At 54.5% G+C, this 24,834-nt stretch carries 22 protein-coding genes; 15 read left to right on the top strand and 7 right to left on the bottom strand.

Features of this window, described 5'->3' with window-relative positions; translation table 11 throughout:
- Positions 1 to 129: 129 nt before the first annotated feature.
- Positions 130 to 1,314 carry a NupC/NupG family nucleoside CNT transporter gene (locus OK412_RS18125; protein ID WP_010672098.1) on the top strand — a complete coding sequence of 395 codons (1,185 nt, stop codon included), beginning with the start codon at positions 130 to 132 and terminating at the stop codon, positions 1,312 to 1,314.
- Between the two features lie 38 nt (positions 1,315 to 1,352).
- Here the strand turns inward: OK412_RS18125 and OK412_RS18120 are convergent, their stop codons facing one another.
- Positions 1,353 to 1,778 (bottom strand): DUF3574 domain-containing protein, encoded by a 426-nt coding sequence (locus OK412_RS18120; RefSeq protein WP_010672099.1) that lies wholly within the window; start codon positions 1,776 to 1,778, stop codon positions 1,353 to 1,355.
- 155 nt (positions 1,779 to 1,933) lie between these two features.
- Between OK412_RS18120 and OK412_RS18115 the strand changes: the two genes are divergently transcribed.
- From OK412_RS18115 to OK412_RS18085, 7 genes are all read left to right on the top strand, one after another.
- On the top strand, positions 1,934 to 2,797 hold the full coding sequence (locus tag OK412_RS18115; protein ID WP_264353411.1) for a YicC/YloC family endoribonuclease: 864 nt from the start codon (positions 1,934 to 1,936) through the stop codon (positions 2,795 to 2,797).
- 423 nt (positions 2,798 to 3,220) lie between these two features.
- Positions 3,221 to 4,144 carry a kdo(2)-lipid IV(A) palmitoleoyltransferase gene (gene lpxP, locus OK412_RS18110; RefSeq protein ID WP_031591897.1) on the top strand — a complete coding sequence of 308 codons (924 nt, stop codon included), beginning with the start codon at positions 3,221 to 3,223 and terminating at the stop codon, positions 4,142 to 4,144.
- 238 nt (positions 4,145 to 4,382) lie between these two features.
- The gene (locus OK412_RS18105; RefSeq protein WP_264353410.1) at positions 4,383 to 5,525 is read left to right on the top strand and encodes an alanine racemase; all 1,143 of its coding nucleotides are present in this window, start codon (positions 4,383 to 4,385) and stop codon (positions 5,523 to 5,525) included.
- 136 nt (positions 5,526 to 5,661) lie between these two features.
- Entirely contained in the window at positions 5,662 to 6,057 is a 396-nt protein-coding gene (locus OK412_RS18100; protein ID WP_010258391.1) for a hypothetical protein, read from the top strand.
- Between the two features lie 434 nt (positions 6,058 to 6,491).
- Positions 6,492 to 6,692, top strand: a complete 201-nt coding sequence (locus tag OK412_RS18095; protein ID WP_249655193.1) for a hypothetical protein — start codon at positions 6,492 to 6,494, stop codon at positions 6,690 to 6,692.
- 146 nt (positions 6,693 to 6,838) lie between these two features.
- Complete coding sequence (locus OK412_RS18090) at positions 6,839 to 7,483, top strand: oligosaccharide flippase family protein (protein ID WP_010258395.1); 645 nt, start codon at positions 6,839 to 6,841, stop codon at positions 7,481 to 7,483.
- Between the two features lie 433 nt (positions 7,484 to 7,916).
- The gene (locus OK412_RS18085) at positions 7,917 to 8,534 is read left to right on the top strand and encodes a trimeric intracellular cation channel family protein (RefSeq protein ID WP_010258398.1); all 618 of its coding nucleotides are present in this window, start codon (positions 7,917 to 7,919) and stop codon (positions 8,532 to 8,534) included.
- Here OK412_RS18085 and ligB read toward each other — a convergent pair.
- Positions 8,472 to 10,223, bottom strand: coding sequence for an NAD-dependent DNA ligase LigB (gene ligB, locus OK412_RS18080; protein WP_264353409.1), 1,752 nt, complete (start codon positions 10,221 to 10,223; stop codon positions 8,472 to 8,474). The genes OK412_RS18085 and ligB overlap by 63 nt on opposite strands.
- 239 nt (positions 10,224 to 10,462) lie before the next feature.
- On the opposite strand from ligB, the gene gmk reads away from it, so the two are divergent.
- The 7 genes from gmk (at position 10,463) to OK412_RS18045 (ending at position 19,596) form a co-directional block, all read left to right on the top strand.
- Complete coding sequence (gene gmk, locus OK412_RS18075; protein WP_010258405.1) at positions 10,463 to 11,086, top strand: guanylate kinase; 624 nt, start codon at positions 10,463 to 10,465, stop codon at positions 11,084 to 11,086.
- A 54-nt stretch (positions 11,087 to 11,140) separates the two neighbouring features.
- Positions 11,141 to 11,416, top strand: coding sequence for a DNA-directed RNA polymerase subunit omega (rpoZ, locus tag OK412_RS18070; RefSeq protein ID WP_003851346.1), 276 nt, complete (start codon positions 11,141 to 11,143; stop codon positions 11,414 to 11,416).
- Between the two features lie 20 nt (positions 11,417 to 11,436).
- Complete coding sequence (spoT, locus tag OK412_RS18065; RefSeq protein ID WP_010258411.1) at positions 11,437 to 13,545, top strand: bifunctional GTP diphosphokinase/guanosine-3',5'-bis pyrophosphate 3'-pyrophosphohydrolase; 2,109 nt, start codon at positions 11,437 to 11,439, stop codon at positions 13,543 to 13,545.
- A 2-nt stretch (positions 13,546 to 13,547) separates the two neighbouring features.
- Complete coding sequence (trmH, locus tag OK412_RS18060; RefSeq protein ID WP_003851348.1) at positions 13,548 to 14,246, top strand: tRNA (guanosine(18)-2'-O)-methyltransferase TrmH; 699 nt, start codon at positions 13,548 to 13,550, stop codon at positions 14,244 to 14,246.
- Positions 14,243 to 16,321 (top strand): ATP-dependent DNA helicase RecG, encoded by a 2,079-nt coding sequence (gene recG / locus OK412_RS18055; RefSeq protein WP_010258417.1) that lies wholly within the window; start codon positions 14,243 to 14,245, stop codon positions 16,319 to 16,321. The genes trmH and recG overlap by 4 nt, the downstream gene beginning before the upstream one ends.
- Before the next feature lie 103 nt (positions 16,322 to 16,424).
- On the top strand, positions 16,425 to 17,798 hold the full coding sequence (locus tag OK412_RS18050) for a nucleobase:cation symporter-2 family protein (RefSeq protein WP_122457462.1): 1,374 nt from the start codon (positions 16,425 to 16,427) through the stop codon (positions 17,796 to 17,798).
- Positions 17,799 to 17,916: 118 nt separating this feature from the next.
- Entirely contained in the window at positions 17,917 to 19,596 is a 1,680-nt protein-coding gene (locus tag OK412_RS18045; RefSeq protein ID WP_182501009.1) for an AsmA family protein, read from the top strand.
- A gap of 34 nt (positions 19,597 to 19,630) precedes the next feature.
- On the opposite strand, the gene fabY is transcribed toward OK412_RS18045, so the two are convergent.
- The 5 genes from fabY to typA all read right to left on the bottom strand — a co-directional run bounded on the left by fabY (position 19,631) and on the right by typA (position 24,572).
- A complete protein-coding gene (fabY, locus tag OK412_RS18040; RefSeq protein WP_010258423.1) occupies positions 19,631 to 20,578 on the bottom strand; it encodes a fatty acid biosynthesis protein FabY in 948 nt (315 codons plus the stop codon).
- A gap of 56 nt (positions 20,579 to 20,634) precedes the next feature.
- On the bottom strand, positions 20,635 to 21,072 hold the full coding sequence (gene dtd, locus OK412_RS18035; protein WP_010258426.1) for a D-aminoacyl-tRNA deacylase: 438 nt from the start codon (positions 21,070 to 21,072) through the stop codon (positions 20,635 to 20,637).
- Complete coding sequence (locus OK412_RS18030; RefSeq protein ID WP_010672108.1) at positions 21,069 to 21,938, bottom strand: virulence factor BrkB family protein; 870 nt, start codon at positions 21,936 to 21,938, stop codon at positions 21,069 to 21,071. The genes dtd and OK412_RS18030 overlap by 4 nt, the downstream gene beginning before the upstream one ends.
- 3 nt (positions 21,939 to 21,941) lie before the next feature.
- A complete protein-coding gene (gene yihX / locus OK412_RS18025; RefSeq protein WP_010258428.1) occupies positions 21,942 to 22,538 on the bottom strand; it encodes a glucose-1-phosphatase in 597 nt (198 codons plus the stop codon).
- A gap of 210 nt (positions 22,539 to 22,748) precedes the next feature.
- A complete protein-coding gene (gene typA, locus OK412_RS18020) occupies positions 22,749 to 24,572 on the bottom strand; it encodes a ribosome-dependent GTPase TypA (RefSeq protein ID WP_010258429.1) in 1,824 nt (607 codons plus the stop codon).
- Positions 24,573 to 24,834 lie beyond the last annotated feature (262 nt).

Here is a 24,834-nt window from a genome sequence, read left to right as displayed (position 1 = left end):
TGATTGGCTGCGCATTATACGGACTTCCTTGTCCGCTGTCTCTTACGCTGGTCTGACGCAGGCATCAGATGAAATTCCCCGCCAGCTGTGGCTAAATGCGCGTTCCTTTCTCTCTGATAAAAAAGACATATGGCCGCCATTCTTCATTTCCTGCTGGCGCTGGTGGTGATTTTTGCCCTTGCGCTGCTGGTCAGTCATGACCGTAAACAGATTCGTCTGCGCTTTATTGTTCAACTGATTGTGGTGGAAGCCGCGCTGGGTTGGTTCTTCCTTCACTCTGCCGGGGGTCTGGCGCTGGTCGGTTCGTTCGCCGGTTTCTTTGAAACGCTGCTGGGTTTTGCCGCACAGGGCACGGAGTTCGTGTTTGGCGGAATGAGCAAACAGGGGCTGGCATTTATCTTCCTTGGCGTGCTCTGCCCGATTGTCTTTATTTCGGCACTGATCGGCATATTGCAGCACTGGCGCATCCTGCCGCTGCTGATCCGTATTTTCGGGACGCTGCTGTCGAAGATTAACGGCATGGGCAAGCTGGAGTCGTTCAACGCCGTCAGCACGCTGATTCTTGGGCAGTCGGAAAACTTCATCGCTTATAAAGGGATTCTGGGTGATATCCCGCCACGCCGGCTCTACACCATGGCGGCGACCGCGATGTCTACCGTTTCGCTGTCGATTGTCGGTGCTTATATGTCGATGATCGAACCGAAGTATGTGGTTGCGGCACTGCTGCTTAACATGTTCAGCACCTTTATTATCCTGTCGATCATCAACCCGATGAAAAGCCAGGATGAGCAGCCTATCGCGCTGGATAAACTGCATGAAGAGCAGAGCTTCTTTGAGATGCTGGGTGAGTACATCCTGGCAGGCTTCAAAGTCGCGATGATTATTCTGGCCATGCTGATTGGCTTTATTGCCCTGATTGCTGCCGTCAACGCGCTGTTTGCGGCGGTGTTCGGCTACAGCTTCCAGCAACTGCTCGGCTACCTGTTCTATCCTCTGGCCTGGCTGATTGGCATTCCCAAAGCCGATGCCCTGCAGGCGGCCAGCATCATGGCAACCAAACTGGTGGCGAATGAGTTTGTGGCGATGATTGAACTGCAGAAAGTCGCGGCAGGCATGAGTGCGCGTGGACTGGGTATTCTGTCGGTGTTCCTGGTCTCGTTCGCTAACTTTGCCTCTATCGGCATTGTGGCAGGCGCAATAAAAGGCCTGAATGAGAAACAGGGAAATGTGGTTTCCCGTTTTGGCTGGAAGCTGGTCTATGGCTCCACGCTGGTCAGTCTGCTCTCCGCAGCCTTTGCCGGTCTGTTTATCTGATTATTCAACGGGCGGCAATTCTGCCGCCCGCTTTCGCCTTAGAATCCGACGCAGACGGGTGCATCCACCCGCATAACCGACTCCTGACCAAACCGTTTTTTATAGAGGCTGCGTAACGCCTCAATATCAACGTTGGTGGCGGGGTCGATCCCGTGGATCAGCATCAACGCCTTACTGTTCTCCCGTGCCAGCTGACCGTTCTCGCCCAGCCATTGCCCCTTGGCATCATAGACCGACAGGCCCGCTTTAAACCGTGGCGTGACCTCATTATCCACGAAGTTCATCCAGTCGAGTGAACTCACCCTGCCGCCATCAGGCTTGCTCAGTCCAAACCACAACGTGGTCTGCATCATCATGTCGCCACCCGCACAGATGGGTTGCGGTTTAGTGGGCGGCGAGTGGCGTGCCTGGCAACCTGCCAGCAGCAGAGCCATCACAACAGGAAGGGCAATAACGCGAGACATAGATCAGTCATCCTCACAAAGGGTCAATGGTCATCATAAGTGGCTGTCGCTGAAAGCGGAAATGGTTCGTTATTTTCCTGTGCGACGCTTATGCCTGTTATGCCGTGGCTCGCCTCGCTATACTTCACCCATCTTTCCGCAAATGAGTACCGCTTATGATCCGCAGTATGACCGCTTATGCCCGCAGCGAAGCCAAAGGCGAATGGGGCAGCGCCGCCTGGGAGCTGCGTTCCGTGAACCAGCGTTATCTGGAAACCTACATCCGCCTGCCGGAACAGTTTCGTGGGCTGGAGCCGGTTATCCGCGAGCGCATTCGCCAGCGTCTGACGCGCGGTAAAATTGAGTGCAACCTCCGTTATGATGCCGATCCCAGCGCACAGGGCGAACTGATGCTCAACGAAACGCTGGCGAAACAGCTGGTGCAGGCTGCCAACTGGGTAAAAATGCAGAGCGACGAAGGCGCGATTAATCCGCTGGATATTCTGCGCTGGCCAGGTGTGATGTCTGCGCAGGAACAGGATCTGGATGCCATCAACACCCAGTTGTTGCAGGCACTGGATGGTGCGCTTGATGACTTTATTGCGGCACGCGAAAGCGAAGGTACCGCCCTGAAAGCGATGATTGAGCAGCGTCTGGAAGGCGTCTCGCAGGAAGTCAGCAAAGTGCGTGCGCAGATGCCTGAGGTGATCAAATGGCAGCGTGAGCGGCTGGTCGCCAAACTGGAAGATGCTGAAGTCCAGCTGGAAAACAATCGCCTTGAGCAGGAACTGGTGATGATGGCGCAGCGTGTTGATGTTTCTGAAGAGCTGGATCGTCTGGATGCGCACGTTAAAGAGACTTACAGCATCCTGAAAAAGAAAGAAGCAGTTGGCCGCCGTCTCGACTTTATGATGCAGGAGTTCAATCGTGAGTCGAACACGCTGGCTTCGAAGTCGATCAACGCCGAAATCACCACGTCAGCCATTGAACTGAAGGTGCTGATTGAGCAGATGCGCGAGCAGATTCAGAATATCGAGTAATTTCCACTCAACAAAGCGCTCGCAGTAGCGCTTTGTTCCCCTCTCAGGCGCTGTCAGCACTTAAAGAGTTAGCTCCTTCCGCGAATTGATCGCTTTTTCAGCGCGGCCAGCATCAGAATCAGGTAAAGATAAATAAATAATCATTTCCAGACTGTTCCTGAAACGGCCTCGCTTACAATTAAAGCTTCTTTCAGGCTTAGATTAATTATTTGAAAAATAATGATTTTATCGGGTTAATGTACTTTTATAGCCGGTATTAACGCTTCTCCATGAAACAGGTCAATCCTGTAGATGCCGGAGTTTCCCTTTCTTTGAAGGCACTTTTTGATAAAATGTTGGTCGAAATCAGTACAGCTGTACCGCCTTAAGACTCATGGAAGTGCTCTTTGTGCGATGCATCCCTCTATCCCATGAAGGTTGTTAATGAAAAACACCGGAAAATTTAGCAGTTCGCTGCTGCATCCGCGTTATTGGTTTACCTGGTTTGGCCTTGGCGTACTCTGGCTGCTGGTCCAGCTCCCCTATCCTGTTCTTATGCGTCTCGGTGCCGGTGCCGGCAAAATCTCTCGCCATTTCCTGCAGCGCCGCGAGCGTATTACCCGTCGTAACATCGAACTCTGCTTTCCGGGCATCAGCGAAGAAAAAACAGAACATATGATTGCCGGCAATTTCGCGTCGCTTGGGATGGCGCTGGCTGAAACCGGTATTGCCTGGTTCTGGTCTGACCGTGCGGTAAGACGTCTGTTTAAAGTGTCGGGAATGGAAAACCTGCATGCCGCGCAGAAAGAAAAGCGAGGCGTGATGCTGATTGGTGTGCATTTCATGTCACTGGAGTTGGGCGGCCGCATCAGCGGACTCTGTCAGCCAATGATGGCGATGTATCGCCCACACAATAACCAGGCGATGGAGTATGTGCAGACCAAAGGGCGGATGCGCTCAAATAAAGCGATGATCGACCGTCGTGATCTACGCGGTATGGTTAATGCCCTGAAACAGGGTGAATCGGTCTGGTTTGCGCCTGACCAGGATTACGGCCCTAAAGGCAGCACCTTTGCGCCGCTGTTTGCGGTGGAAAAAGCCGCCACGACCAACGGGACTTTTGTTCTGTCGCGTCTGGCGAAGCCAGCGATGGTGCCGATTATGCTGATTCGTAATCCAGGAAATGATGGCTACCATTTGATCATCGAACCGATGCTGGAAAATTATCCTCATACGGACGAGGCTGCTGCTGCAGCTTATATGAACAAAGTAATCGAAAATCAGATCCTTCGCGCACCCGAACAGTACCTTTGGCTGCATCGTCGCTTCAAAACCCGGCCACCGGGTGAAGAGTCACTCTACGTCTGAGTTAACTGATAAAGCAGGCCTCGCGCCTGCTTTGTTGTTTTAATCTGTTGAACGACATCTGCTTTACGTCCACTCTCTCATCCCCGGTTGCTGTGCTCTCATACTGCCTCTGGCGTTATAGTTACCCCTGCACTTTCTGCTTGCTGTTCAGCACGCCTGTCTGCGTCCGGCAGACTGGTATCAAAGAAATAATTAAGGAATGATGAATTCTCTTACCTCGTCAATACCGGACAATCTTATGGATATCAACGATACACAGCAGTGGCAGCGTCCGCTGATTGATGATCGCCTTACGCCCTATATTGAAGTGGATGCAGAGCGCCTGGAGCAGAATCTGCAGCATATGCAGCGGAAAGCCAGTGCGTCAGTCGTCGCGTTGCGTCCACATATCAAAACGCATAAAAGCGTCTGGATTGCGCAGCGTCAGATCGCGTCCGGTGCCCAGGGTGTTACCGTCTCTAAGCCCAGCGAAGGCATCAGCTTTATTCAGGGCGGCGTTCGTGATCTGCTATTAGCCTACCCGATTGTACAACCGCAAAGCGTGGCTGAATTGCTGCGCCACGCCGTGCTTCATCAGGCAAAACTCACCCTGATAGCGGACAGACTGCAGGGCGTGGCGGCTATTGCTGATGCCAGTCAGCAGGAACCGGAATGCGACCTGGCGGTAGCGATTAAGGTTGATGTTGGATTACATCGGATTGGTGTCAATCCTGATACAGATGAAGCGGTGCTGATTGCTCAGGCGCTGCAGGACAAAGGGTTACGCTTTGCCGGATTAGTGTCACATGCCGGCCACGCTTATGGTGCCGGTAACGTCGCGGCCATTGCGGATGTCGCCCGGCAGGAAACGGCATTGATGCAGCGAGTACAGGCAAAACTACAGGCGGCTGGTTTTACCGACTGCCCTCTCTCTGTGGGTTCAACGCCTACGGCACTGGCAGCAGAGATTGCGCCCTGTATTAATGAAATCCGGCCCGGAAACTATGCACTACTGGACCTAACCGCCTGCCGTCTCGGATTAACTCACGTCGATCAGCTGGCAATGAGCGTCATTACCCGTGTCGTGGCGGTGAACGATCATTTCGCGATTGTGGATGCCGGGTCAAAAATGCTGAGTTCGGATAAAGGGCCACACGGCACCAATGCCAGCGGCTTTGGTGTGGCAGCCGACGAAGCGGGTCAGACTTATGAAGTGACAAAATTATCTGAGGAGCACGGTTTTCTGCTTTATCAGGATCGCCGCCCTGAAGTCGGCACGCTGCTGCGTATTTTCCCTAATCACAGTTGTGCCGTGATGGCGCAGTCGGACGGCTTTGTTCTGCGGCACGCTAACGGCCATAGCGAAGATCATGTGGTTTCTGCGCGCGGCAATTTCATCTGAGTCAGTGGCAGACAGCATCATCCGTTGTCTGCCATTTGTACGAAACCCTTTCAACACCACACTTCTGCTGTTACAACGTTTTAACAAGCCTGACCCCATGCTTTAATGCCTTTTTAGCTTATTCACCGGAGGTTACATGCTCTCCTCTCGCACTCTGAGCCTGACGATTCCACGTCACTGGTTAGATCTTTATGAAACCATCTGGAAGCCGGAGTTTTTCCCAAAGTGGGCTTCCGGGCTGACGCACAGTGCGTTAGAACCCGATGGCAATCGCTGGCGTGCTAAAGGCCCCCAGGGCAATGTGAAGATCCGGTTCTCGCCACATAATCCGTTTGGGGTAATGGATCACTGGATTGATAGCGGCTCGGGAAAGGAGATCTACGTACCGATGCGCGTGATAGCAAACGAACAGGGCGCCGAGGTGATGGTAACGGTTTATCGCCAGCCATTTACTTCAGATGAGAAATTTAAGCAGGATATTGAATGGGTTAGCAACGATCTTGAGAAACTCAACCAGCTTCTTACACAATAAATCAATGACTTAGCGCGCCTTTTTCTCTGCATTTATCACTGGCCGTTAATGAAAAAAAATAGAAAAACTTTCGACGATAAAGCATAAAGCGCTTATCTGATTACTCATCATCCTTACGCATTTATCACCAACCCTGCTTAAGCATCGCTGCCAGGAAAAATCCTGGCAAAATCCTCTGAAAGGCAGGCGACCCCCTCTGATTTCGGGCCTCCTGGTTTGCCGCACAAACAATTTCTGACTGACCCATACATTAATCATTAACAATCGTTTATTAGCAATCTGCTGGGGATTTAATATTTATCATGCATAAAGTGAAACCATTTATTTCTGCGGTCGCGTAATCAGACTTTTCTTATGGTGTTAAATTAAATAAAACAATGTATAAATCATTCCACACACAGCAATACCCATAATGATAAAGCAGGAAAAAAGTCATGGACCGCTCAGCGTATCCTTTGTTATCAAAAAAAGAATGCGTTGAGATTGCCGCAAGGATGCTGGCAGGAGAATATAAAACTATAACAGGATTTATTCGTGATCTGGCGGAATTCTTATTCGCTGCAGGGAATTCCGCCATGACACGAAACAGCAATTTTACCAGGGATATCTTTTTTATCCAGGCATCATTTGATTGAACCCATAATAACATGGCAAGCCTGTAAAGCGTTTTCAGGACTTCGGCCGGAAAAATTGCACTAACTAACGGTGTTACAGCAACCTCTCCTTGCCGTTACACAACTATTTAATTCTCACAGAGTCGATGGACTCTAACGAGTATATTATGGCAATACGTGAAAGCAGTCTGAATGGCGCAAAATGGTCTCTGCTCTCTTCAATCAAAATTATTGGCATCGGCGTATTACAACTCTCGTTGCTGGCGCAGATTCTGCAGGCGAATGAGCTCAATCTGCTGGCGATCGCCGTGATAGCTTTACTGGCTATCGATACTCTGGCCGATCGGGGCTTCTCAAATACGCTGATCCGCCGCTCGATTCTCTCTATCAATGACCTCTCCACGATCTACTGGGGTAATATGTTGATGGGGGTCGCGGTGTTTGGTCTGTTATTTACTGGCAGCCACCTGCTGACCAGCCTTTTTGATCAGCCTGAACTGGCATTAATGCTGCAGATGGTCTCAGTGGTGTTTATTATCATCCCACAGGGTCAGCATTACCGTGCGATATTACAGCGCGAAAAACAATATACCCGTATCGCTTTTGCTGAAACCTCCTCGGTATTAGCCGGACTTGCCGTCACCTTATTTACCGTCTGGCTGACCCCTTCAGTATTGTGTGCGATCTGGGGTTACCTGGCGATGGCATCCATTCGTATGCTGATTTACTGCTACTACGGTCGTTCATGGTTCCAGCCGGAATACCGTTTTAGCCTGAATGCATTTTCTAAAATTCGTGCAAGAAACAAATAATAAAATAAGTCTGTATGGTGGGCTCTGAGCATCCGAAACGATGCGTTGGCGTGCTGTTAACCAGCACGCCTTTTCTTTTTATTTAGTCTGTCGCAATATTTACCTGATCGATTCTTTTCCCGCAGCATCCAGCCCTTTTTTATCTCCTGTATAAACTGGTTTTCGACCAGCGGCTATCTGGCGATCGTCGTCAGTTCACCGCCCGCCCTGGGTCGGAAAACCCCGCGCCGGAACGCGCAAACCCTCTGTACGTTGTTTCCTTTCAACTTTTTCAATCACCTGCCGCAGTCCCTTCGCAAAAAAGTCTTTCTATGATGACGCCAGCGCTGGCTGGTATAAACTGCGCTCATCCCGGACGCCGATCGCCAGAAAAGCTCAGTCGCCGTCTCTCAGGCAATGCCGTAGTCTTGCCGCCGTCTTACTGGAGTCTGCTATGTTACTGACCGTTCTCTACATTATTGGTATTACTGCTGAAGCCATGACGGGTGCGCTGGCGGCGGGACGTCGCAAAATGGATCTGTTCGGTGTCATCATTATCGCGTCCGTGACCGCCATTGGTGGCGGTTCGGTGCGCGACATCCTGCTGGGTCACTATCCGCTGGGCTGGGTGAAACATCCCGAATACATCATGATTGTTGCAGCGGCGGCGGTAGTGACCACTTTCCTGGCCCCCCTGATGACGCATCTTCGCAAAGTGTTTCTGGTGCTCGATGCGTTAGGACTGGTGGTCTTTTCTATTATCGGCGCGCAGGTTGCGCTCGATTCAGGACACGCCATGATTATTGCCGCGATAAGTGCGGTCATTACCGGCGTCTTTGGCGGCGTACTGCGTGACATGTTCTGTAATCGCATTCCGCTGGTGTTTCAGAAGGAACTCTACGCCGGTATCGCTTTCGCCTCTGGCTGGATGTATATCCTGCTGCTGAAAACCACACTGGCGCATGAAGCGGTGATTATCATTACCCTGTTGTTCGGATTCTTCGCCCGTTTACTGGCGCTGCGCTTCCGTCTTGGTTTGCCGATTTTCAACTATCCCCATCCCGAGCATTGAGGATGCGGGAATTCCCTGCTGTCTCAGAAAAGCGATCAGCGTCTGCAGGCGGGCATCATGGAACTGCGTAACCAGGCGCTTTGCCAGCGCCGCCCCGACACCCGGTAAAGCTTGCCAATCCCTGACATCCCGCTGCGTTAAGCTCTCCCACTGCTGATCGGGCAGCGCATTGAGGGCCTTCCGCGGCAGTGAAACACCTAAGGCATCCACCCAGCGACGAAGCGGCTGCTGACGGGTGAGATTAAAACGGTGCCAGAGCTGACCCGCCCGCTCCCGAGAGAGGCCCGTTGCGGCGGCGATCTGTTCCGGTGTTAACGTCAGCCAGCCGAACAGGTGCGTCATACTGCCGGTTTCCAGTAAGTGCAGCCAGGTGCTGCGCTCAACGCCAGGAATATTTAGTACCGTTTTCTGACTGAGCCAGCGTAATTTTGCCAGTAGCTGCTTCTGGCATTCAGCGCTGAAGGTGTAACAACTCAGCGGCGTGTAGCGCGACGCGTCGGGAGGCTGAGGATAGTGCCGCTCTGCCACGCGCCAGATCACCCGCTCCAGCCGGGGAATGCCCTGGCCTGCCAGACTCAGTGTGATGACATCTCCCGCCACGATATCGCTCTCCTGCCAGCGACGCAACGATCCAACATTGACCCGCCTGACCGTCTTATCATCCAGCTGTACCGGCTGCAGATTAAGTACCGCGGCTATCTTCCCGGTTCGGCCGACTGGAAAATCGACGGAGAGCACTTCAGCGCTGACTTCCGGAGGCTGATATTTCCAGGCAACGGCCCATGTTCCCTCTCCAGGCAGCCAGTTTTTGCCCGCAGGTCGCAGGCTCTGATGAACGACGACACCGTCAGTGACAAAGGGCAGCTCAGCATGAAACCAGCGCTCCCGCCACGCTGCAACCTCCTCTTCGTCTTTAACGCTGTGTCTCCATTTTGCGGCAACGCCCAGTCCCCAGCGGCTGAGTTGCTGAAGGCGTTCCGTCATCGTGGCGGGGCCATCTGGCCAGGCCCAGATAAAAATATCGAGCGAGTCCAGCAGAGGAACCCGCTGCTTGCTCATCATGGCGCCAGCGACCTGTGAGCGCGCATTCCTGCCGCCATCAACCGCCTGCTGATGACCGGTCATCGACAAAAACAGCTCACCCTGCAGCACAACCTCTTCAAGTCCGGTCTCGATCTGCAGCGGAATCGCAGGGATCCAGGCGGCTTTAGCCAGCCACTCTTCACCGCGTAATCCATCACCACGACTCAACAGTGAAACCAGTCTGCCGTGGCGATAAACCAGGGAAACGGCAATGCCATCCACTTTCGGCTGCACCCAGAGATCGTGCCGCCCCTGCATCCAGTAAGCCAGGGCCAGCTTGTCGCGCATCTTTTTTACGCCCGTGTGGGCGACCGGATGCAGGTGCTCACCCTCACCCGGCAGTTGCGGTGCGTAAGCGGGCTGCGGAGGGTTAAAGCAGTGCTGCCAGTGATTCAGTCGCTGCTGCAGACTGTCATAATCTGCATCAGCCACCGGACTCTGTCCCTGACGATAGTAAGCATCATCCCAGTGCTGCAGCTGCTGTTGCAGACGACGGATCTCTTCTGTCGCCCGGGTGGGAGTCCAGACCGGACAAAGGGCGCTATGCGCAGGCCATAGGACGATCCACAGAGCAGCCGCAAACAGCGGCCAGCCGAATCCTTTCATGATCTCTCTCCTGACGTTTTGCAGCATTCAATACCAGTGCTTCAGCGTCAGCCAGAGGTGATGTTCAGCTATGGAAGGAATGCCGTCGCAATCAGGGAATAATTACAGTCGTCCGACAGAGATTTGCGCGAAGATGCGCAAAAGTTGGGTGTTGCCGCTGCGCAAACGCTGCGTGGCGGCGGGAAGCTGTGTATACTGTGCAGGAAATCGACTCCGCTTTTAATCAATTCAAGAAAACCATGGCTCAAGGCACGCTCTATATTGTTTCTGCTCCCAGCGGCGCAGGTAAATCCAGCCTGATTCAGGCGCTGTTAAAGACCCAGCCGTTGTATGATACGCAGGTCTCTGTTTCGCACACGACGCGCGGTATGCGTCCGGGTGAAACCCATGGCGAACATTACTTTTTTGTTGAGAAGCATGAATTTGAGCAGATGATCGCAGAAGAGGCTTTCCTCGAACATGCCAAAGTTTTCGACAACTATTACGGTACCTCGCGCCATGCTATTGAGCAGGTGCTGGCAACCGGCGTTGACGTGTTTCTCGACATCGACTGGCAGGGTGCGCAGCAAATTCGCACCAAAATGCCTGGCGCACGCAGCATCTTTGTTTTGCCGCCTTCGAAAGAAGAGCTCGATCGCCGTCTGCGCGGTCGTGGCCAGGACAGCGAAGAGGTGATCACGCGTCGCATGGCTCAGGCGGTAGCGGAAATGAGCCACTACGCCGAGTATGACTATTTAATTGTGAATGATGATTTCGATCTGGCGCTGTCCGATCTGAAAACCATTATTCGCGCAGAACGTCTGCGTATGGCGCGTCAGAAGGCGCGTCACGATGCTTTAATCAGCAAACTGTTGGCAGTCTGAATACAGTTTCAGTATGATGCGCAGTCATTTCTTCATCTGTGGAGTAGCACACCTATGGCACGCGTAACCGTTCAGGACGCAGTAGAAAAAGTTGGTAATCGTTTTGACCTGGTGTTGGTCGCTGCACGTCGTGCACGTCAGATGCAGGTAGGCGGCAAAGATCCACTGGTTCCGGAAGAGAACGATAAACCTACCGTTATCGCCCTGCGCGAAATCGAAGAAGGTTTGGTCACCAATCAGATTTTAGATGTGCGTGATCGTCAGGAACAGCAAGAGCAGGAAGCCGCTGAGTTACAGGCCGTTACCGCTATCGCTGAAGGTCGTCGTTAACAGCCACCTGCAGGTCGCCCTTGTATCTGTTTGAAAGTCTCAATCAACTGATTGAAAAATACTTGCCAGAGGAGCAGATCAAGCGCCTCCAGCAAGCCTACCTTGTCGCACGTGATGCCCACGAGGGACAGACACGCTCCAGCGGTGAGCCTTATATCACCCACCCGGTTGCCGTGGCCTGTATTCTGGCGGAAATGAAGCTCGACCATGAAACTCTCATGGCCGCGCTGCTGCATGACGTGATCGAAGATACGCCTGCCACTTACCAGGACATGGAACAACTGTTCGGTAAAAGCGTGGCGGAACTGGTCGAAGGCGTTTCCAAGCTGGATAAGCTGAAATTCCGCGACAAGAAAGAAGCGCAGGCAGAGAACTTCCGCAAGATGATTATGGCGATGGTGCAGGATATCCGCGTCATTCTCATCAAGCTGGCTGACCGCACCCACAATATGCGCACTCTCGGCGCATTACGCCCGGACAAACGTCGCCGCATCGCGCTGGAAACGTTAGAGATTTACAGTCCGCTGGCGCACCGCCTGGGTATTCATCATCTTAAAACAGAGCTGGAAGAGCTCGGTTTTGAGGCCCTCTATCCGAACCGTTATCGGGTCATTAAAGAGGTGGTGAAAGCCGCGCGCGGTAATCGTAAAGAGATGATCCAGAAGATTCTTTCTGAGATCGACGGCCGTTTGCAGGAAGCGGGCATTCCCTGCCGCGTCAGCGGGCGTGAAAAGCATCTTTACTCGATTTACCGCAAAATGACGCTGAAAGAGCAGCGTTTTCACTCGATCATGGATATCTATGCCTTTCGCGTCATCGTGAAAGATCTGGATACCTGCTATCGCGTTCTGGGCCAGATGCACAGTTTGTATAAACCGCGTCCGGGCCGCGTCAAAGATTACATTGCCATCCCCAAAGCGAACGGCTATCAATCGCTCCATACCTCAATGATTGGTCCGCATGGCGTGCCGGTCGAAGTACAGATTCGCACCGAGGATATGGATCAGATGGCGGAAATGGGGGTCGCTGCGCACTGGGCTTATAAACAGGCGGGCGAAAGTGGCACCACCGCACAGATTCGCGCTCAGCGCTGGCTGCAAAGCCTGCTGGAGCTGCAACAGAGTGCGGGCAGTTCGTTTGAATTTATTGAAAGCGTGAAGTCCGATCTCTTTCCCGATGAGATCTACGTCTTTACACCTGAAGGCCGCATTGTTGAGCTGCCAACCGGTGCGACGCCGGTGGATTTCGCTTATGCGGTCCACACCGATATCGGCCATGCCTGCGTTGGCGCACGCGTTGACCGCCAGCCTTATCCGCTGTCGCAAACCCTGACCAGCGGTCAGACGATTGAAATCATCACCGCGCCAGGCGCCCGTCCTAACGCCGCCTGGCTCAACTTTGTCGTCAGCTCCAAAGCCCGCGCAAAAATTCGTCAGCTGCTGAAAAACCTCAAGCGCGAAGACTCCGTTAATCTGGGTCGCCGCCTGCTCAGCCATGCGCTGGGCGGCAGCCGTAAACTGGCTGAGATTCCGCCTGAGAATATCAGGCAGGAGCTGGATCGTATGAAGCTGACCTCGCTTGACGATCTGCTGGCAGAAATCGGTCTGGGCAATGCGATGAGCGTGGTGGTGGCGAAGAACCTGTTGCAGGCTGACAGCAACGCCATCAGCAGCAACAGCAAGCGCGGTAAACTGCCGATCAAAGGTGCAGATGGCGTGTTGATTACCTTCGCCAAATGCTGCCGTCCGATTCCCGGTGACCCGATTGTTGCCCATGTCAGTCCCGGCAAAGGGCTGGTGGTGCATCATGAATCCTGTCGGAATATTCGCGGCTACCAGAAAGAGCCTGAAAAATTCATGCCGGTCGAGTGGGATAAAGTCACCGAGCAGGAGTTCGTGGCGGAAATCAAAGTCGACATGTTTAACCATCAGGGCGCACTGGCTAACCTGACGGCGGCAATCAACACGGCCGGTTCCAATATTCAGAGCCTGAATACCGAAGAGCGTGATGGCCGCGTTTACAGCGCCTTTATCCGCCTGACCGCACGTGATCGCGTCCATCTGGCGAATATCATGCGTAAAATTCGCGTGATGCCGGATGTGATCAAAGTCCATCGTAACCGTAATTAGGCATGAACGATCAACGATTTGCCCGGATTCAGGCGATGCTGGCACTGCGCCAGCACGATCTCACGGTCTGTATGGAGCAGGTGCATAAACCGCACAATGTTTCCGCAGTGATCCGCACGGCGGACGCCGTCGGCATCCACGAAGTGCACGCCGTCTGGCCGAGCCAGCGGATGCGCACTCAGGCTTCCGCATCTGCCGGAAGCAACAGCTGGGTGAAAGTGGTCACCCATCCCACTATCGGCGATGCTGTAAAACAGCTCAAACAACAGAAGATGCAGGTTTTAGCGACCCATCTCTCTGCCGATGCCGTGGATTTCCGTGAGATCGATTATACCCTTCCGACCTGCATCCTGATGGGCCAGGAAAAAACCGGCATCACCGAAGAAGCGCTGGCGCTGGCCGATCGGCAGATTGTGATTCCGATGGTGGGTATGGTGCAGTCGCTGAATGTCTCGGTCGCCTGCGCGCTGATCCTGTATGAAGCACAGCGGCAGCGGCAGAACGCGGGTCTGTACCTGCGCGACTACAGCCTGCTGGACGAAGATGAGCAGCAACGCCTGTTGTTCGAAGGTGGATTCCCGGTACTGGCGCGGGTCGCAAAACAGAAAGGTTTACCCTATCCGCGCATCAATGCGCAGGGCGAAGTCGACGCCGATCCCAGCTGGTGGGCAACCATGCAATCGACCGGTAAAAGAAGATGAAAGGCCGTCTGCTGGATGCCATCCCGCTCAGTACCCTGACCGGCGTCGGTGCCAGCCAGGCGGCAAAGCTGGCCAAAATTGACCTGCATACCATTCAGGATCTCCTGCTTCATCTCCCGCTACGCTACGAAGATCGTACCCAACTTTATGCCATTGATGATCTGCTGCCCGGTATCTGGGCCACAGTAGAAGGCGAAGTGCTGCACACAGATATCACCTTTGGTCGCCGCCGGATGATGGTGTGCCAGATTAGCGATGGCAGCGGTGTACTGACGATGCGCTTCTTTAATTTCAATGCCGGAATGAAGAACAACCTGTCGCCGGGCCGGCGCGTCACCGCGTATGGTGAAATTAAACGCGGTCAGCGTGGCGCTGAGATTATCCATCCCGAATACCGGATCCAGGGCGAACAGAGCAATGTGACGCTGGAAGAGACCTTAACGCCGGTTTATCCCACCACCGAAGGTATTCGGCAGGCCACGCTGCGTAATCTCACCGATCAGGCACTGACGCTGCTGGAGAGCTGCCCGATTGCCGAACTGCTGCCGCAGGAACTGAGCGGCGGTTTAATCAGCCTGCCAGATGCGCTCCGCACGCTGCATCGTCCCCCACCCGATCTAAAACTCAGCGAGCTGGAGAGTGGTCGTCATCCGGCACAACGCAGATTGATTCTGGAAGAGCTGCTGGCGCACAACCTCAGCATGCTGGCGGTACGCGCCGGTGCTCAGCGCTATTACGCTTTACCGATGCTTCCCCGGCACAACCTTAGCGACCAGCTGCTGGCTGCGCTGCCCTTTTCACCGACCAATGCGCAGAAACGCGTGGTGGCGGAGATAGAGAAAGATCTGGCAAATGACTTTCCGATGATGCGGCTGGTGCAGGGTGACGTCGGCTCGGGTAAGACACTGGTCGCCGCCCTCTCTGCGCTGAACGTGATCGCACATGGTAAGCAGGTTGCTCTGATGGCGCCGACCGAACTGCTGGCTGAACAGCACGCCAGTAACTTCCGCCAGTGGTTTGCGCCGCTGGGCATTGAAGTGGGCTGGCTGGCAGGAAAACAGAAAGGCAAAGCCCGCCAGGCACAGCAGGAAGCGATAGCCAGCGGTCAGGTGGCGATGGTGGTGGGCACACATGCCCTGTTTCAGGAGCAGGTGCAGTTCAACGGTCTGGCACTGGTCATTATTGATGAGCAGCATCGGTTCGGCGTCCACCAGCGACTGGCGCTGTGGGAGAAAGGTGAGGAGCAGGGCTTCCATCCGCATCAGCTGATCATGACCGCCACACCAATTCCGCGCACCCTGGCGATGACCGCTTATGCCGATCTCGATACCTCCACCATTGATGAGCTGCCGCCGGGACGTACACCGGTGACCACCGTGGCTATCCCCGATACCCGACGTGATGAGATTGTGGCGCGGGTTGAGCATGCCTGCCGCGAAGGGCGTCAGGCCTACTGGGTCTGCACCCTGATTGAAGAGTCAGAATTGCTGGAAGCACAGGCGGCAGAAGCCAGCTGGGAATCCCTGAAAACGGCGCTGCCCGACTTAAACATCGGACTGGTACATGGCCGGATGAAGCCTGCGGAAAAACAGGCGGTGATGCAGGCGTTTAAAGCGAATGAACTGCAGCTGCTGGTGGCGACGACCGTGATTGAGGTTGGCGTGGACGTGCCGAATGCCAGCCTGATGATCATCGAAAACCCGGAGCGGTTAGGGCTGGCGCAGCTGCATCAGCTGCGGGGCCGTGTGGGTCGTGGTGCCGTGGCATCACACTGTGTACTGCTCTACAAAGCGCCGCTGAGCAAGACGGCGCAGAAGCGTTTACAGGTGCTGCGCGACAGCAATGACGGCTTCGTCATTGCCCAGTTCGATCTGGAGATTCGCGGGCCGGGTGAACTGCTGGGCACGCGTCAGACCGGCAATGCCGAATTTAAAGTGGCCGACCTGCTGCGCGATGCGGCGATGGTGCCCGAAGTTCAGCGTGTGGCGCGCCACATCCACCAGCACTATCCCGAGCAGGCCAGCGCATTGATTGAACGCTGGCTGCCAGAGAACACCCGTTATACCAACGTCTGAACGCCCCCCTCTGATTCGGCTTTTTTATCCCTGCCGGGCAAACGATTGCTTTTAGCCTGCGGATGATTACAATCGCCACATTATTTTTTGGGAAGAACAGAAGATGTCCACTAATCCGCAGCCAGAACAGCCTTCCGCCACGCAAAGCGAACTGATTTATCGTCTTGAAGATCGTCCTCCTCTGCCGCAAACGCTGTTTGCCGCCGGTCAGCATCTGCTGGCGATGTTTGTCGCGGTCATTACCCCCGCGATTCTGATTTGTCAGGCGTTAGGGCTGCCCGCAGAGGATACCCGGCACGTGATCAGCATGTCGCTGTTTGCATCGGGTGTGGCATCACTGCTGCAAATCAAAACATGGGGGCCGGTGGGTTCGGGCCTGCTGTCGATTCAGGGCACCAGCTTCAACTTCGTTACGCCCTTGATTATGGGCGGCATGGCGCTAAAAAATGGCGGCGCTGACGTGCCCACCATGATGGCGGCGCTGTTTGGTACGCTGATGGTCGCCTCCTGTACCGAAATGGTGCTGTCACGCGTATTGCACCTGGCGCGCCGGATCATCACGCCACTGGTTTCCGGTATCGTGGTGATGATTATCGGCCTGTCGCTGATTCAGGTGGGGCTGACCTCCATTGGCGGCGGTTTCAGCGCGATTAACGACCATACTTTTGGTGCGCCGAAAAATCTGATGCTGGCAGGGGCTGTGCTGCTGGTGATCGTGCTACTTAACCGGCAGAAGAACCCCTACCTGCGCGTTGCCTCCCTGGTTATTGCCATGGCGGTGGGCTATCTGCTGGCCTGGGCGATGGGCATGCTGCCTGCCGCCGGCATCCCCACCGATCAGCCGCTGATCGTGGTGCCGACCCCGCTCTATTACGGGCTGGGCTTCGACTGGAATCTGCTCATCCCGCTGATGCTGGTGTTTATGGTGACCTCTCTGGAGACTATCGGCGATATCACCGCCACCTCGGATGTGTCAGAGCAGCCGGTCAGCGGGCCCCTCTATATGAAACGCCTGAAAGGCGGCGTGCTGGCGAATGGCCTCAACTCCTTTGTCTCCGCGCTGTTTAATACTTTCCCGAACTCCTGCTTCGGTCAGAACAATGGCGTGATCCAGTTGACCGGTGTTGCCAGCCGCTACGTCGGCTTTGTTGTCGCGCTGATGCTGATTGTGCTGGGGCTGTTCCCGGCGGTCAGCGGACTGGTGCAGATGATCCCTGAACCGGTACTCGGCGGCGCCACCATTGTGATGTTCGGCACCATCGCCGCCTCGGGTGTTCGCATTGTGTCACGCGAGCCGCTTAACCGCCGCGCCATCATGATTATTGCGCTGTCGCTGGCGGTGGGCCTGGGCGTTTCCCAGCAGCCGCTGATCCTGCAGTTTGCGCCTGACTGGCTGAAAACCCTGCTCTCTTCCGGTATTGCGGCGGGCGGTATTACCGCTATCGCACTCAACCTGATTTTTCCGCCAGAGAAGTAAGGCCAGAGGCAGGCTTCGGCCTGCCTGCTAATTATTCGGATTTACATCCAGGCTGTTGAGCTGTAACGGTAATTCAGGCATAACAACCTCTCACCGGATTTAACTCGGGAAGGATGCTATGAAATTTATTGGAAAGTTTTTCCTCACCTTACTTTTGCTGCTGCTTTTCACCCTGGTCGTGATCTATGTTCTGTTGCAGACACAGTGGGGTGCAGGCTGGTTTAGCCGTTGGGTGAGTGACAAAACCGAATGGCATCTCTCCCTGAGTAAAATTGAACACAATTTCTCCTCTCCCTCTCACATCATTCTGGATGACTTCAGCTTTGGTCACGATGGACAGCCTGCAGTTCTGGTGGCGAAACGGGTCGATCTCGGTCTGGCACTGATTCAGTTCAGCGATCCGCTGCATTTCAGCAGCCTTGAGCTGCGCGACGGAGAAGTGAATCTGGCCAATCTGGCACCAGGCAGCGCGCTACCGATTCAGGCCGATCGCCTGCAACTCAACAATATGCGTATCGACAGCCCCAACAGCGCGTTACCGCTGTTTGCTCAGCAGGTTAATGGCGGCATTTTGCCGTGGAAACCCACTGCCCTTGATATGCTGGGTCGCGATGCCCGCTTCCAGATGAGCGCAGGCAGCATGACACTGAATAATGTGCCGGGTGAAAACGTACTGATCCAGGGCAGTGTTGCCCAGGGTCGGATGCGCTTTGACAATATTGGTGCCGACCTGGCGCGTGGCTCTATGACCGGCAACGGTGAGCGCGATACCCAGGGCAACTGGAAAATTAATCAGCTGCGACTGAACGACATCCGTCTGCAGACCACCAGTAGCCTGAAAGATTTCCTGCATAGCCTGCAGGTTGTCCCCTCGATCGCCATTACGCGGCTCGACATGACCGATGCCCGCCTGCAGGGGCCTGACTGGGCGGTAACGGATCTGGATCTGACGCTGAGAAACGTTAACTGGCAGGGTGATGACTGGCAGAGTAACGATGGTTCGCTGGCGCTGAATGCCAGCAATTTTATCAACGGTGGATTCGAACTAAATGACCCCATCGTTAACCTGGACTTCTCACCGCAGGGCGTGGCGCTGACGCAGTTCAGTTCACGCTGGGCAAATGGGGTAATTCGGGCTGACGGTGACTGGTCGCGTAGCGATAAACGCCTGACACTGAAAAACCTGGCGGTGGCGGGACTGGAATACACTCTGCCGCAGGACTGGCGCGATCGCTGGCAGGCGACACTGCCCGCGTGGCTGGATAGCGTAGAGGTGACGCGCTTCACCTCTAACCGAAACCTGATTATCGACATCAATCCGGCTTTTCCCTTCCAGCTGACCTCACTGGATGGATCCGGTGAAAACCTGCTGCTGGCGCAGCAGCACCAGTGGGGGATCTGGTCGGGTAAACTCAGCCTGAACGCGGCAGAATCAACCTTTAATCGCACCGACCTGCGTCATCCGTCGATTGCGCTGAGCGCTGACCAGCAACAGATTCAGGTTACGGAGCTGAGTGCATTCAGTAATAAGGGTCTGCTCGAAGGGACGGCCACCGTAGGCCAGCAGCCAGCCCGTCCGCTGACGCTGCAATTGACAGGTCGTGCTGTACCGGTGAATGTGTTGCAGAACTGGGGATGGCCCGCGTTGCCGTTAACCGGTGACAGTAATATGCAGCTGCAGCTGAACGGTGCATTAACCGCAAATCAGCCGCTGCGCCCGACGGTTAATGGCAGTTTGTCAGTGACAACCGACAGTCAGCAACTGCAGCAGACTATGCAGGCAGGCGAGGTACGTTAACAACAGATCAGGGCCGCTGAAGCGGCCCTGATGATTAGTTGATACGCGCGCCGGACCCCCCCTCTTCCAGCGGCCCGTCAGGATCGGCGGGCAGGACGATATAGACCCCTTCAAACACCGCGCCACACTCATCATTGCCAAACAGCTCAACTTCGAGCTGCACACGCGCTTTACGTCCGCGCGCCAGGCGGTCGAGATCGCCGCTTAATGAGCCCAGATCGGCAATCGCGCCAGGCCGTCCGCTGATGGGGTGACTGTAGCGAATGTGCGCATCCGCCAGAATAATGGTGCCACCCAGATGACGCTCGCGCAGCAGCAACCAAATCAACCCCCAGCCGGTCAGCGTTGCCAGCGAAAACAGGCTGCCAGCGAACAGCGTCTGGTGTGGATTCTGGTTGCCCGCTTCCGGCATGGTGGTGATAAATTTTTGCCCGGTAAACTGCAGAATACGGACGCCCATCTTTTCGCTGAGCGGGATATGATCATACCAGGCCTGTTGCAGCTGACCGCACCAGTCGGCGCGATGCAGGATATCGTCAAGCGTGACGACCGGTTTGATCATCAAAAAGTGACGCACCGGCGTCGTCTGCGGCGCGGTAATCTCGCCCTGATTGATGTAGCCGAGTTTAGCGAAGAAAGCGACAGCATCTTCGCGGGCGCTGCAGGTTACCCGCTTAGCCCCTTCCTGACGCGCCACGGATTCCAGCGTCATCGCCACCAGAGTACCCAGTCCCTTGCCCTGAACCGAAGGATGAACGGCCATGAAGCGGATAGCGGCCTCATTGTCGGCATTAATATAGAGACGGCCGATGGCGACCGGATTTCCCTGCTCATCAACCACCATCTGATGATGCGCCAGCGCATCCCAGGCGTCACGTTCCGACCCCTGCGGCTGACGCAGAGGTTTACGCAACATCTCCCAGCGGAACTGATAATAGATATCCAGCTCTTCCGCCGTCTGTGGCACGCGAAGGTGATACATGTAATGTTTCTCCCGCTCGGATGTGTGGCCAGTTCCCTGCCGCTCAGCTGACGTTCTCACACCTGTAACCAGAACGTCACAGGACCATCATTCACCAGCGAGACCTGCATATCCGCAGCAAAACGGCCATTAGCCGTGGTGATGCCCTGCTTGCGACAGCAGTCGCTGAAATATTCATACAGCCGCTCGGCTTCAGCGGGCTCGGCGCCACCCGAAAAGGAGGGACGCATCCCTTTTTGGGTATCTGCGGCCAGCGTAAACTGTGACACCACCAGCAAGCTTCCGCCCGCCTGGCGAACACTCAGGTTCATTTTTCCCTGCTCATCACTAAAGATGCGATAGCCCAATACGCGTTCTGCGAGACGTTCCGCACGCGCGTTGTCATCGTCCTTTTCCACGCCCAGCAAAACCAGTAAACCGGCATCGATTTCACCGACCACTTCCTGATTGACGCTGACGCTGGCGCGCTGTACGCGTTGAATCAATGCAATCATGTTTCCTCGCGTTGCTCCTCTTTGTGTTGCTGCTTTAACTGCCGATAGTCGGCTAACGCAACGGTGATTTCAGCGCCTAACAACACAATACACCAGGTCCAGTAGACCCAGAGAAACAGAATGGGGATCACGGCCAGTACGCCGTAGATCAGCTGATAAGAGGGGAACATAGTAACATAGAGCGCAAAGCCCTTTTTGCCCAGCTCAAACAGCGCACCGGCAACCAGCGCGCCAATCAGCGCATCGCGCGGCGGCACTCGCTGGGTAGGAACGATGCTGTAGAGCAACCAGAAGGCGAGCCACGACAGCAGGAGCGGGAAAATACGCAGCATCTGATCGACCAGGCTGGTGACGCCTGTCGCGTTAATCCAGCGCAGCGACAGCAGATAGGAGCTGATCGCCAGACTGGCACCGGCCAGTAACGGGCCAAGTGTCAGGATCATCCAGTAGACCGCAAAGGAATAGACCATCGGCCGCTTCTTGTTGCTGCGCCAGATGGTGTTTAACGCGGTATCGACGGAATGCATCAGCAGTAAGGCGGTAACAATCAGGCCGACCGCTCCGACCGCCGTCATCCGGTTTACGTTAGCCACAAACTGCTCAAGATAGCGTTGCAGCGTGTTACCTGCAGCCGGCATCAGATTGGTAAAGACAAAGTGCTTCAACTGCACACTGATATCAGAGAAGACCGGAAACGCCGCAAACAGGGCAAACACCACCGCAATCAGCGGCACCAGCGCCAGCAATGAGACATAAGCCAGATTACCGGCCTGGGTCGTCATGCCATCCTCATCAATGCGTTTCCACAACAGTTTGAGCCACAACCAGAACGCATGCAGCCCGGGACGAAATTTACGTGACATCATGAATTACTGTTGACCTGCAAACCAGTTGGGTACCGTTTTACTGTCAGTAACCAGTACACTTTCAATACCCAGGGCGCGGGCCGCCTCAATATTCTGTGGATTATCGTCAAAAAATACCGCCTGATCGGCAGCCACACCTTCTGCGTCCAGCACATGCTGATAAATCCGGGCTTCCGGTTTACGCATGCCCAGCTCCTGGGAGAGATAGAGCTTGTCGGCTGCCTGCTGCACGTCCGGATACTGTGTTGGCCAGAATTCGCAATGCAGTTTGTTGGTGTTAGAGAGGATCACCACCCGATGGCCCTCCAGCCGCAGCCGGTTCATCAGCGCCAGGATTTCCGGACGCACGTCAACGAATACCGCCTGCCAGCCAGCGGCAAACTGTTCATAGCTCAGCGCGATTTCCAGCTTTTCACACAGCGCCAGCGCGAAATCTTCATCGCTGATCTCGCCACGTTCGTGTTGTTCAAACGCCTCATCCATCTGGAAATGGCTTTGCAGCGAGGCCAGCGGCACACGACTAAGGTCACTCCAGACACCCAGCACGCGGTTAAAGTCGATATCGATAATCACATTGCCCAAATCAAAGATATACAGCATGGTGTGTCTCCTTCTGTTCCCTGGAGTATTCACTCTAGCGGCAAAAGGGCAGGCTGAACAGGCACTCGCGGAGAGAAAAGCGTAAACGGCAGCGGGCAGGTAAAAAGCGCGACATATCCCACAAATAATCGCTGGCCCGGCTGAAGAGGCAGGAATTTCAGGCAAAAAAAAAGCCCCGCAGGCGGGGCTCTTTATCAGTTAAAGGCGCAATTATGCGTCTTTAGGACCACGTGATGCACGTTTACGGTCATTTTCAGTCAGGTGACGTTTACGGATACGCACTGACTGTGGTGTAACTTCTACCAGTTCGTCATCATCGATGAACTCGATCGCCTGCTCAAGGGTCATCTTGATTGGCGGAACCAGCGTCGTGGCTTCATCAGTACCTGAAGCACGCATGTTGGTCAGTTTCTTACCGGTCAGGCAGTTAACTGTCAGGTCGTTAGAACGGCTGTGAATACCGATGATCTGGCCTTCATAGACTTCTGCACCGTGACCCAGGAACAGCTTACCGCGGTCCTGCAGGCTGAACAGTGCAAACGCAACTGCTTTACCCTGACCGTTGGAGATCAGTACGCCGTTCTGACGCTGGCCCACTTCGCCCGCACGAATGTCATCGTAGTGGCTGAAGGTAGAGTAGAGCAGACCGGTACCGGAAGTCATGGTCATGAATTCGTTACGGAAGCCGATCAGGCCACGGCTTGGGATCACGTAGTCGAGACGTACGCGGCCTTTGCCATCCGGATCCATGTTTTTCAGATCGCCCTTACGCTCACCCATGGCTTGCATGACTGAACCCTGGTTGTTCTCTTCGATATCCAGCGTAACGTTCTCGAATGGCTCCTGTTTACGGCCATCGATTTCGCGGAAGATAACTTTCGGACGGGATACCGCCAGTTCGAAACCTTCACGACGCATGTTTTCGATCAGAACTGACAGGTGAAGCTCACCACGACCTGATACGCGGAACGCGTCAGCATCTTCGGTTTCTTCAACGCGCAGTGCCACGTTGTGAACCAGTTCTTTGTTCAGACGCTCAAGGATCTGACGTGAAGTCACGTACTTACCTTCTTTACCGCAGAACGGTGAGGTGTTGACGTTAAAGAACATGGTTACGGTTGGCTCATCGACGCTCAGTGCTGGCAGCGCCTGCACGTTCTGTGGATCACAGATGGTGTCAGAGATGTTCAGCTCGCCCAGACCGGTGATAGCAATGATATCGCCCGCTTCTGCCAGGTCGCTGTCGATACGCTCAAGACCCAGATGAGTCAGGACTTTACCGACTTTACCGTTACGGGTTTTGCCTTCGCTATCGATGATAGTGACTTGCTGGTTAGGCTTAACTTTACCGCGCTTGATACGGCCGATGCCGATCACGCCCAGGTAGTTGTTGTAGTCCAGCTGAGAGATTTGCATCTGCAGTGGGGCGTCAGCCTCAACCTGCGGAGGCGCAACGTGGTCGACGATCGCCTGATACAGCGGGGTCATATCGTCAGCCATGTCGGTATGCTCAAGACCTGCAATACCATTCAGCGCAGAGGCGAAAATGATAGGGAAGTCGAGCTGCTCATCAGTAGCATCCAGGTTAACGAACAGGTCAAAGACCTGATCAACAACCCAATCCGGACGCGCACCAGGGCGGTCTACTTTGTTGATAACCACAATCGGCTTCAGACCATGCGCGAACGCTTTTTTGGTCACGAAGCGGGTTTGCGGCATAGGGCCATCCATCGCATCTACAACCAGCAGCACCGAGTCCACCATGGACATGACGCGCTCAACTTCACCACCGAAGTCGGCGTGTCCCGGGGTATCAACGATGTTGATACGGTAGTCATTCCACTTAATGGCGGTGTTTTTTGCGAGGATGGTAATCCCACGCTCTTTCTCCAAATCATTGGAGTCCATCACGCGCTCTGTTGCTTCGGTACGGGCATCAAAAGTACCGGATTGTTGCAGCAGTTTGTCAACCAGGGTGGTCTTTCCATGGTCAACGTGCGCGATGATGGCGATGTTACGCAAATTTTCGATCACAGCTTTGCCTCAGGCATTAGAAATAGCGCGTTATTGTACACTGATTAAGCGGAAGACTGAACACGATCACACTTTTCACTGAAAGTTTATTGCATGGAGGCCAATTTGCCCTGTTACCGGTGCAGAAAATGCACTAAGTTGGTCTGATGCACCAAAATAGTGCCGTCAGACGACCGTTAAGCACCACACTGGTGCAATAAAACGATCGTGGTGCAGCCGCTTTATGACAAAAAGGTGCACCACAAGGCGATTTAAGCAACAT

This window comes from Pantoea sp. JV6, assembly GCF_025910055.1.
In the GTDB taxonomy this organism is placed as follows: Bacteria; Pseudomonadota; Gammaproteobacteria; order Enterobacterales; family Enterobacteriaceae; genus Pantoea; species Pantoea agglomerans.
This window is presented reverse-complemented; position numbering and strand designations above follow the sequence as displayed.

What these genes read in the sequence shown, in the direction of transcription:
- OK412_RS18090 (WP_010258395.1), top strand. Translation starts at nt 6,839, where the DNA reads ATGGCAATACGTGAAAGCAGTCTGAATGGCGCAAAATGGTCTCTGCTC.
- OK412_RS18050 (WP_122457462.1), top strand. Translation starts at nt 16,425, where the DNA reads ATGTCCACTAATCCGCAGCCAGAACAGCCTTCCGCCACGCAAAGCGAA.
- ligB (WP_264353409.1), bottom strand. Translation starts at nt 10,223, where the DNA reads ATGAAAGGATTCGGCTGGCCGCTGTTTGCGGCTGCTCTGTGGATCGTC.
- lpxP (WP_031591897.1), top strand. Translation starts at nt 3,221, where the DNA reads ATGAAAAACACCGGAAAATTTAGCAGTTCGCTGCTGCATCCGCGTTAT.
- fabY (WP_010258423.1), bottom strand. Translation starts at nt 20,578, where the DNA reads ATGTATCACCTTCGCGTGCCACAGACGGCGGAAGAGCTGGATATCTAT.
- dtd (WP_010258426.1), bottom strand. Translation starts at nt 21,072, where the DNA reads ATGATTGCATTGATTCAACGCGTACAGCGCGCCAGCGTCAGCGTCAAT.
- OK412_RS18030 (WP_010672108.1), bottom strand. Translation starts at nt 21,938, where the DNA reads ATGATGTCACGTAAATTTCGTCCCGGGCTGCATGCGTTCTGGTTGTGG.
- yihX (WP_010258428.1), bottom strand. Translation starts at nt 22,538, where the DNA reads ATGCTGTATATCTTTGATTTGGGCAATGTGATTATCGATATCGACTTT.
- trmH (WP_003851348.1), top strand. Translation starts at nt 13,548, where the DNA reads ATGAACGATCAACGATTTGCCCGGATTCAGGCGATGCTGGCACTGCGC.
- OK412_RS18095 (WP_249655193.1), top strand. Translation starts at nt 6,492, where the DNA reads ATGGACCGCTCAGCGTATCCTTTGTTATCAAAAAAAGAATGCGTTGAG.
- recG (WP_010258417.1), top strand. Translation starts at nt 14,243, where the DNA reads ATGAAAGGCCGTCTGCTGGATGCCATCCCGCTCAGTACCCTGACCGGC.
- OK412_RS18115 (WP_264353411.1), top strand. Translation starts at nt 1,934, where the DNA reads ATGATCCGCAGTATGACCGCTTATGCCCGCAGCGAAGCCAAAGGCGAA.
- rpoZ (WP_003851346.1), top strand. Translation starts at nt 11,141, where the DNA reads ATGGCACGCGTAACCGTTCAGGACGCAGTAGAAAAAGTTGGTAATCGT.
- OK412_RS18045 (WP_182501009.1), top strand. Translation starts at nt 17,917, where the DNA reads ATGAAATTTATTGGAAAGTTTTTCCTCACCTTACTTTTGCTGCTGCTT.
- OK412_RS18120 (WP_010672099.1), bottom strand. Translation starts at nt 1,778, where the DNA reads ATGTCTCGCGTTATTGCCCTTCCTGTTGTGATGGCTCTGCTGCTGGCA.
- OK412_RS18085 (WP_010258398.1), top strand. Translation starts at nt 7,917, where the DNA reads ATGTTACTGACCGTTCTCTACATTATTGGTATTACTGCTGAAGCCATG.
- OK412_RS18125 (WP_010672098.1), top strand. Translation starts at nt 130, where the DNA reads ATGGCCGCCATTCTTCATTTCCTGCTGGCGCTGGTGGTGATTTTTGCC.
- OK412_RS18100 (WP_010258391.1), top strand. Translation starts at nt 5,662, where the DNA reads ATGCTCTCCTCTCGCACTCTGAGCCTGACGATTCCACGTCACTGGTTA.
- gmk (WP_010258405.1), top strand. Translation starts at nt 10,463, where the DNA reads ATGGCTCAAGGCACGCTCTATATTGTTTCTGCTCCCAGCGGCGCAGGT.
- OK412_RS18105 (WP_264353410.1), top strand. Translation starts at nt 4,383, where the DNA reads ATGGATATCAACGATACACAGCAGTGGCAGCGTCCGCTGATTGATGAT.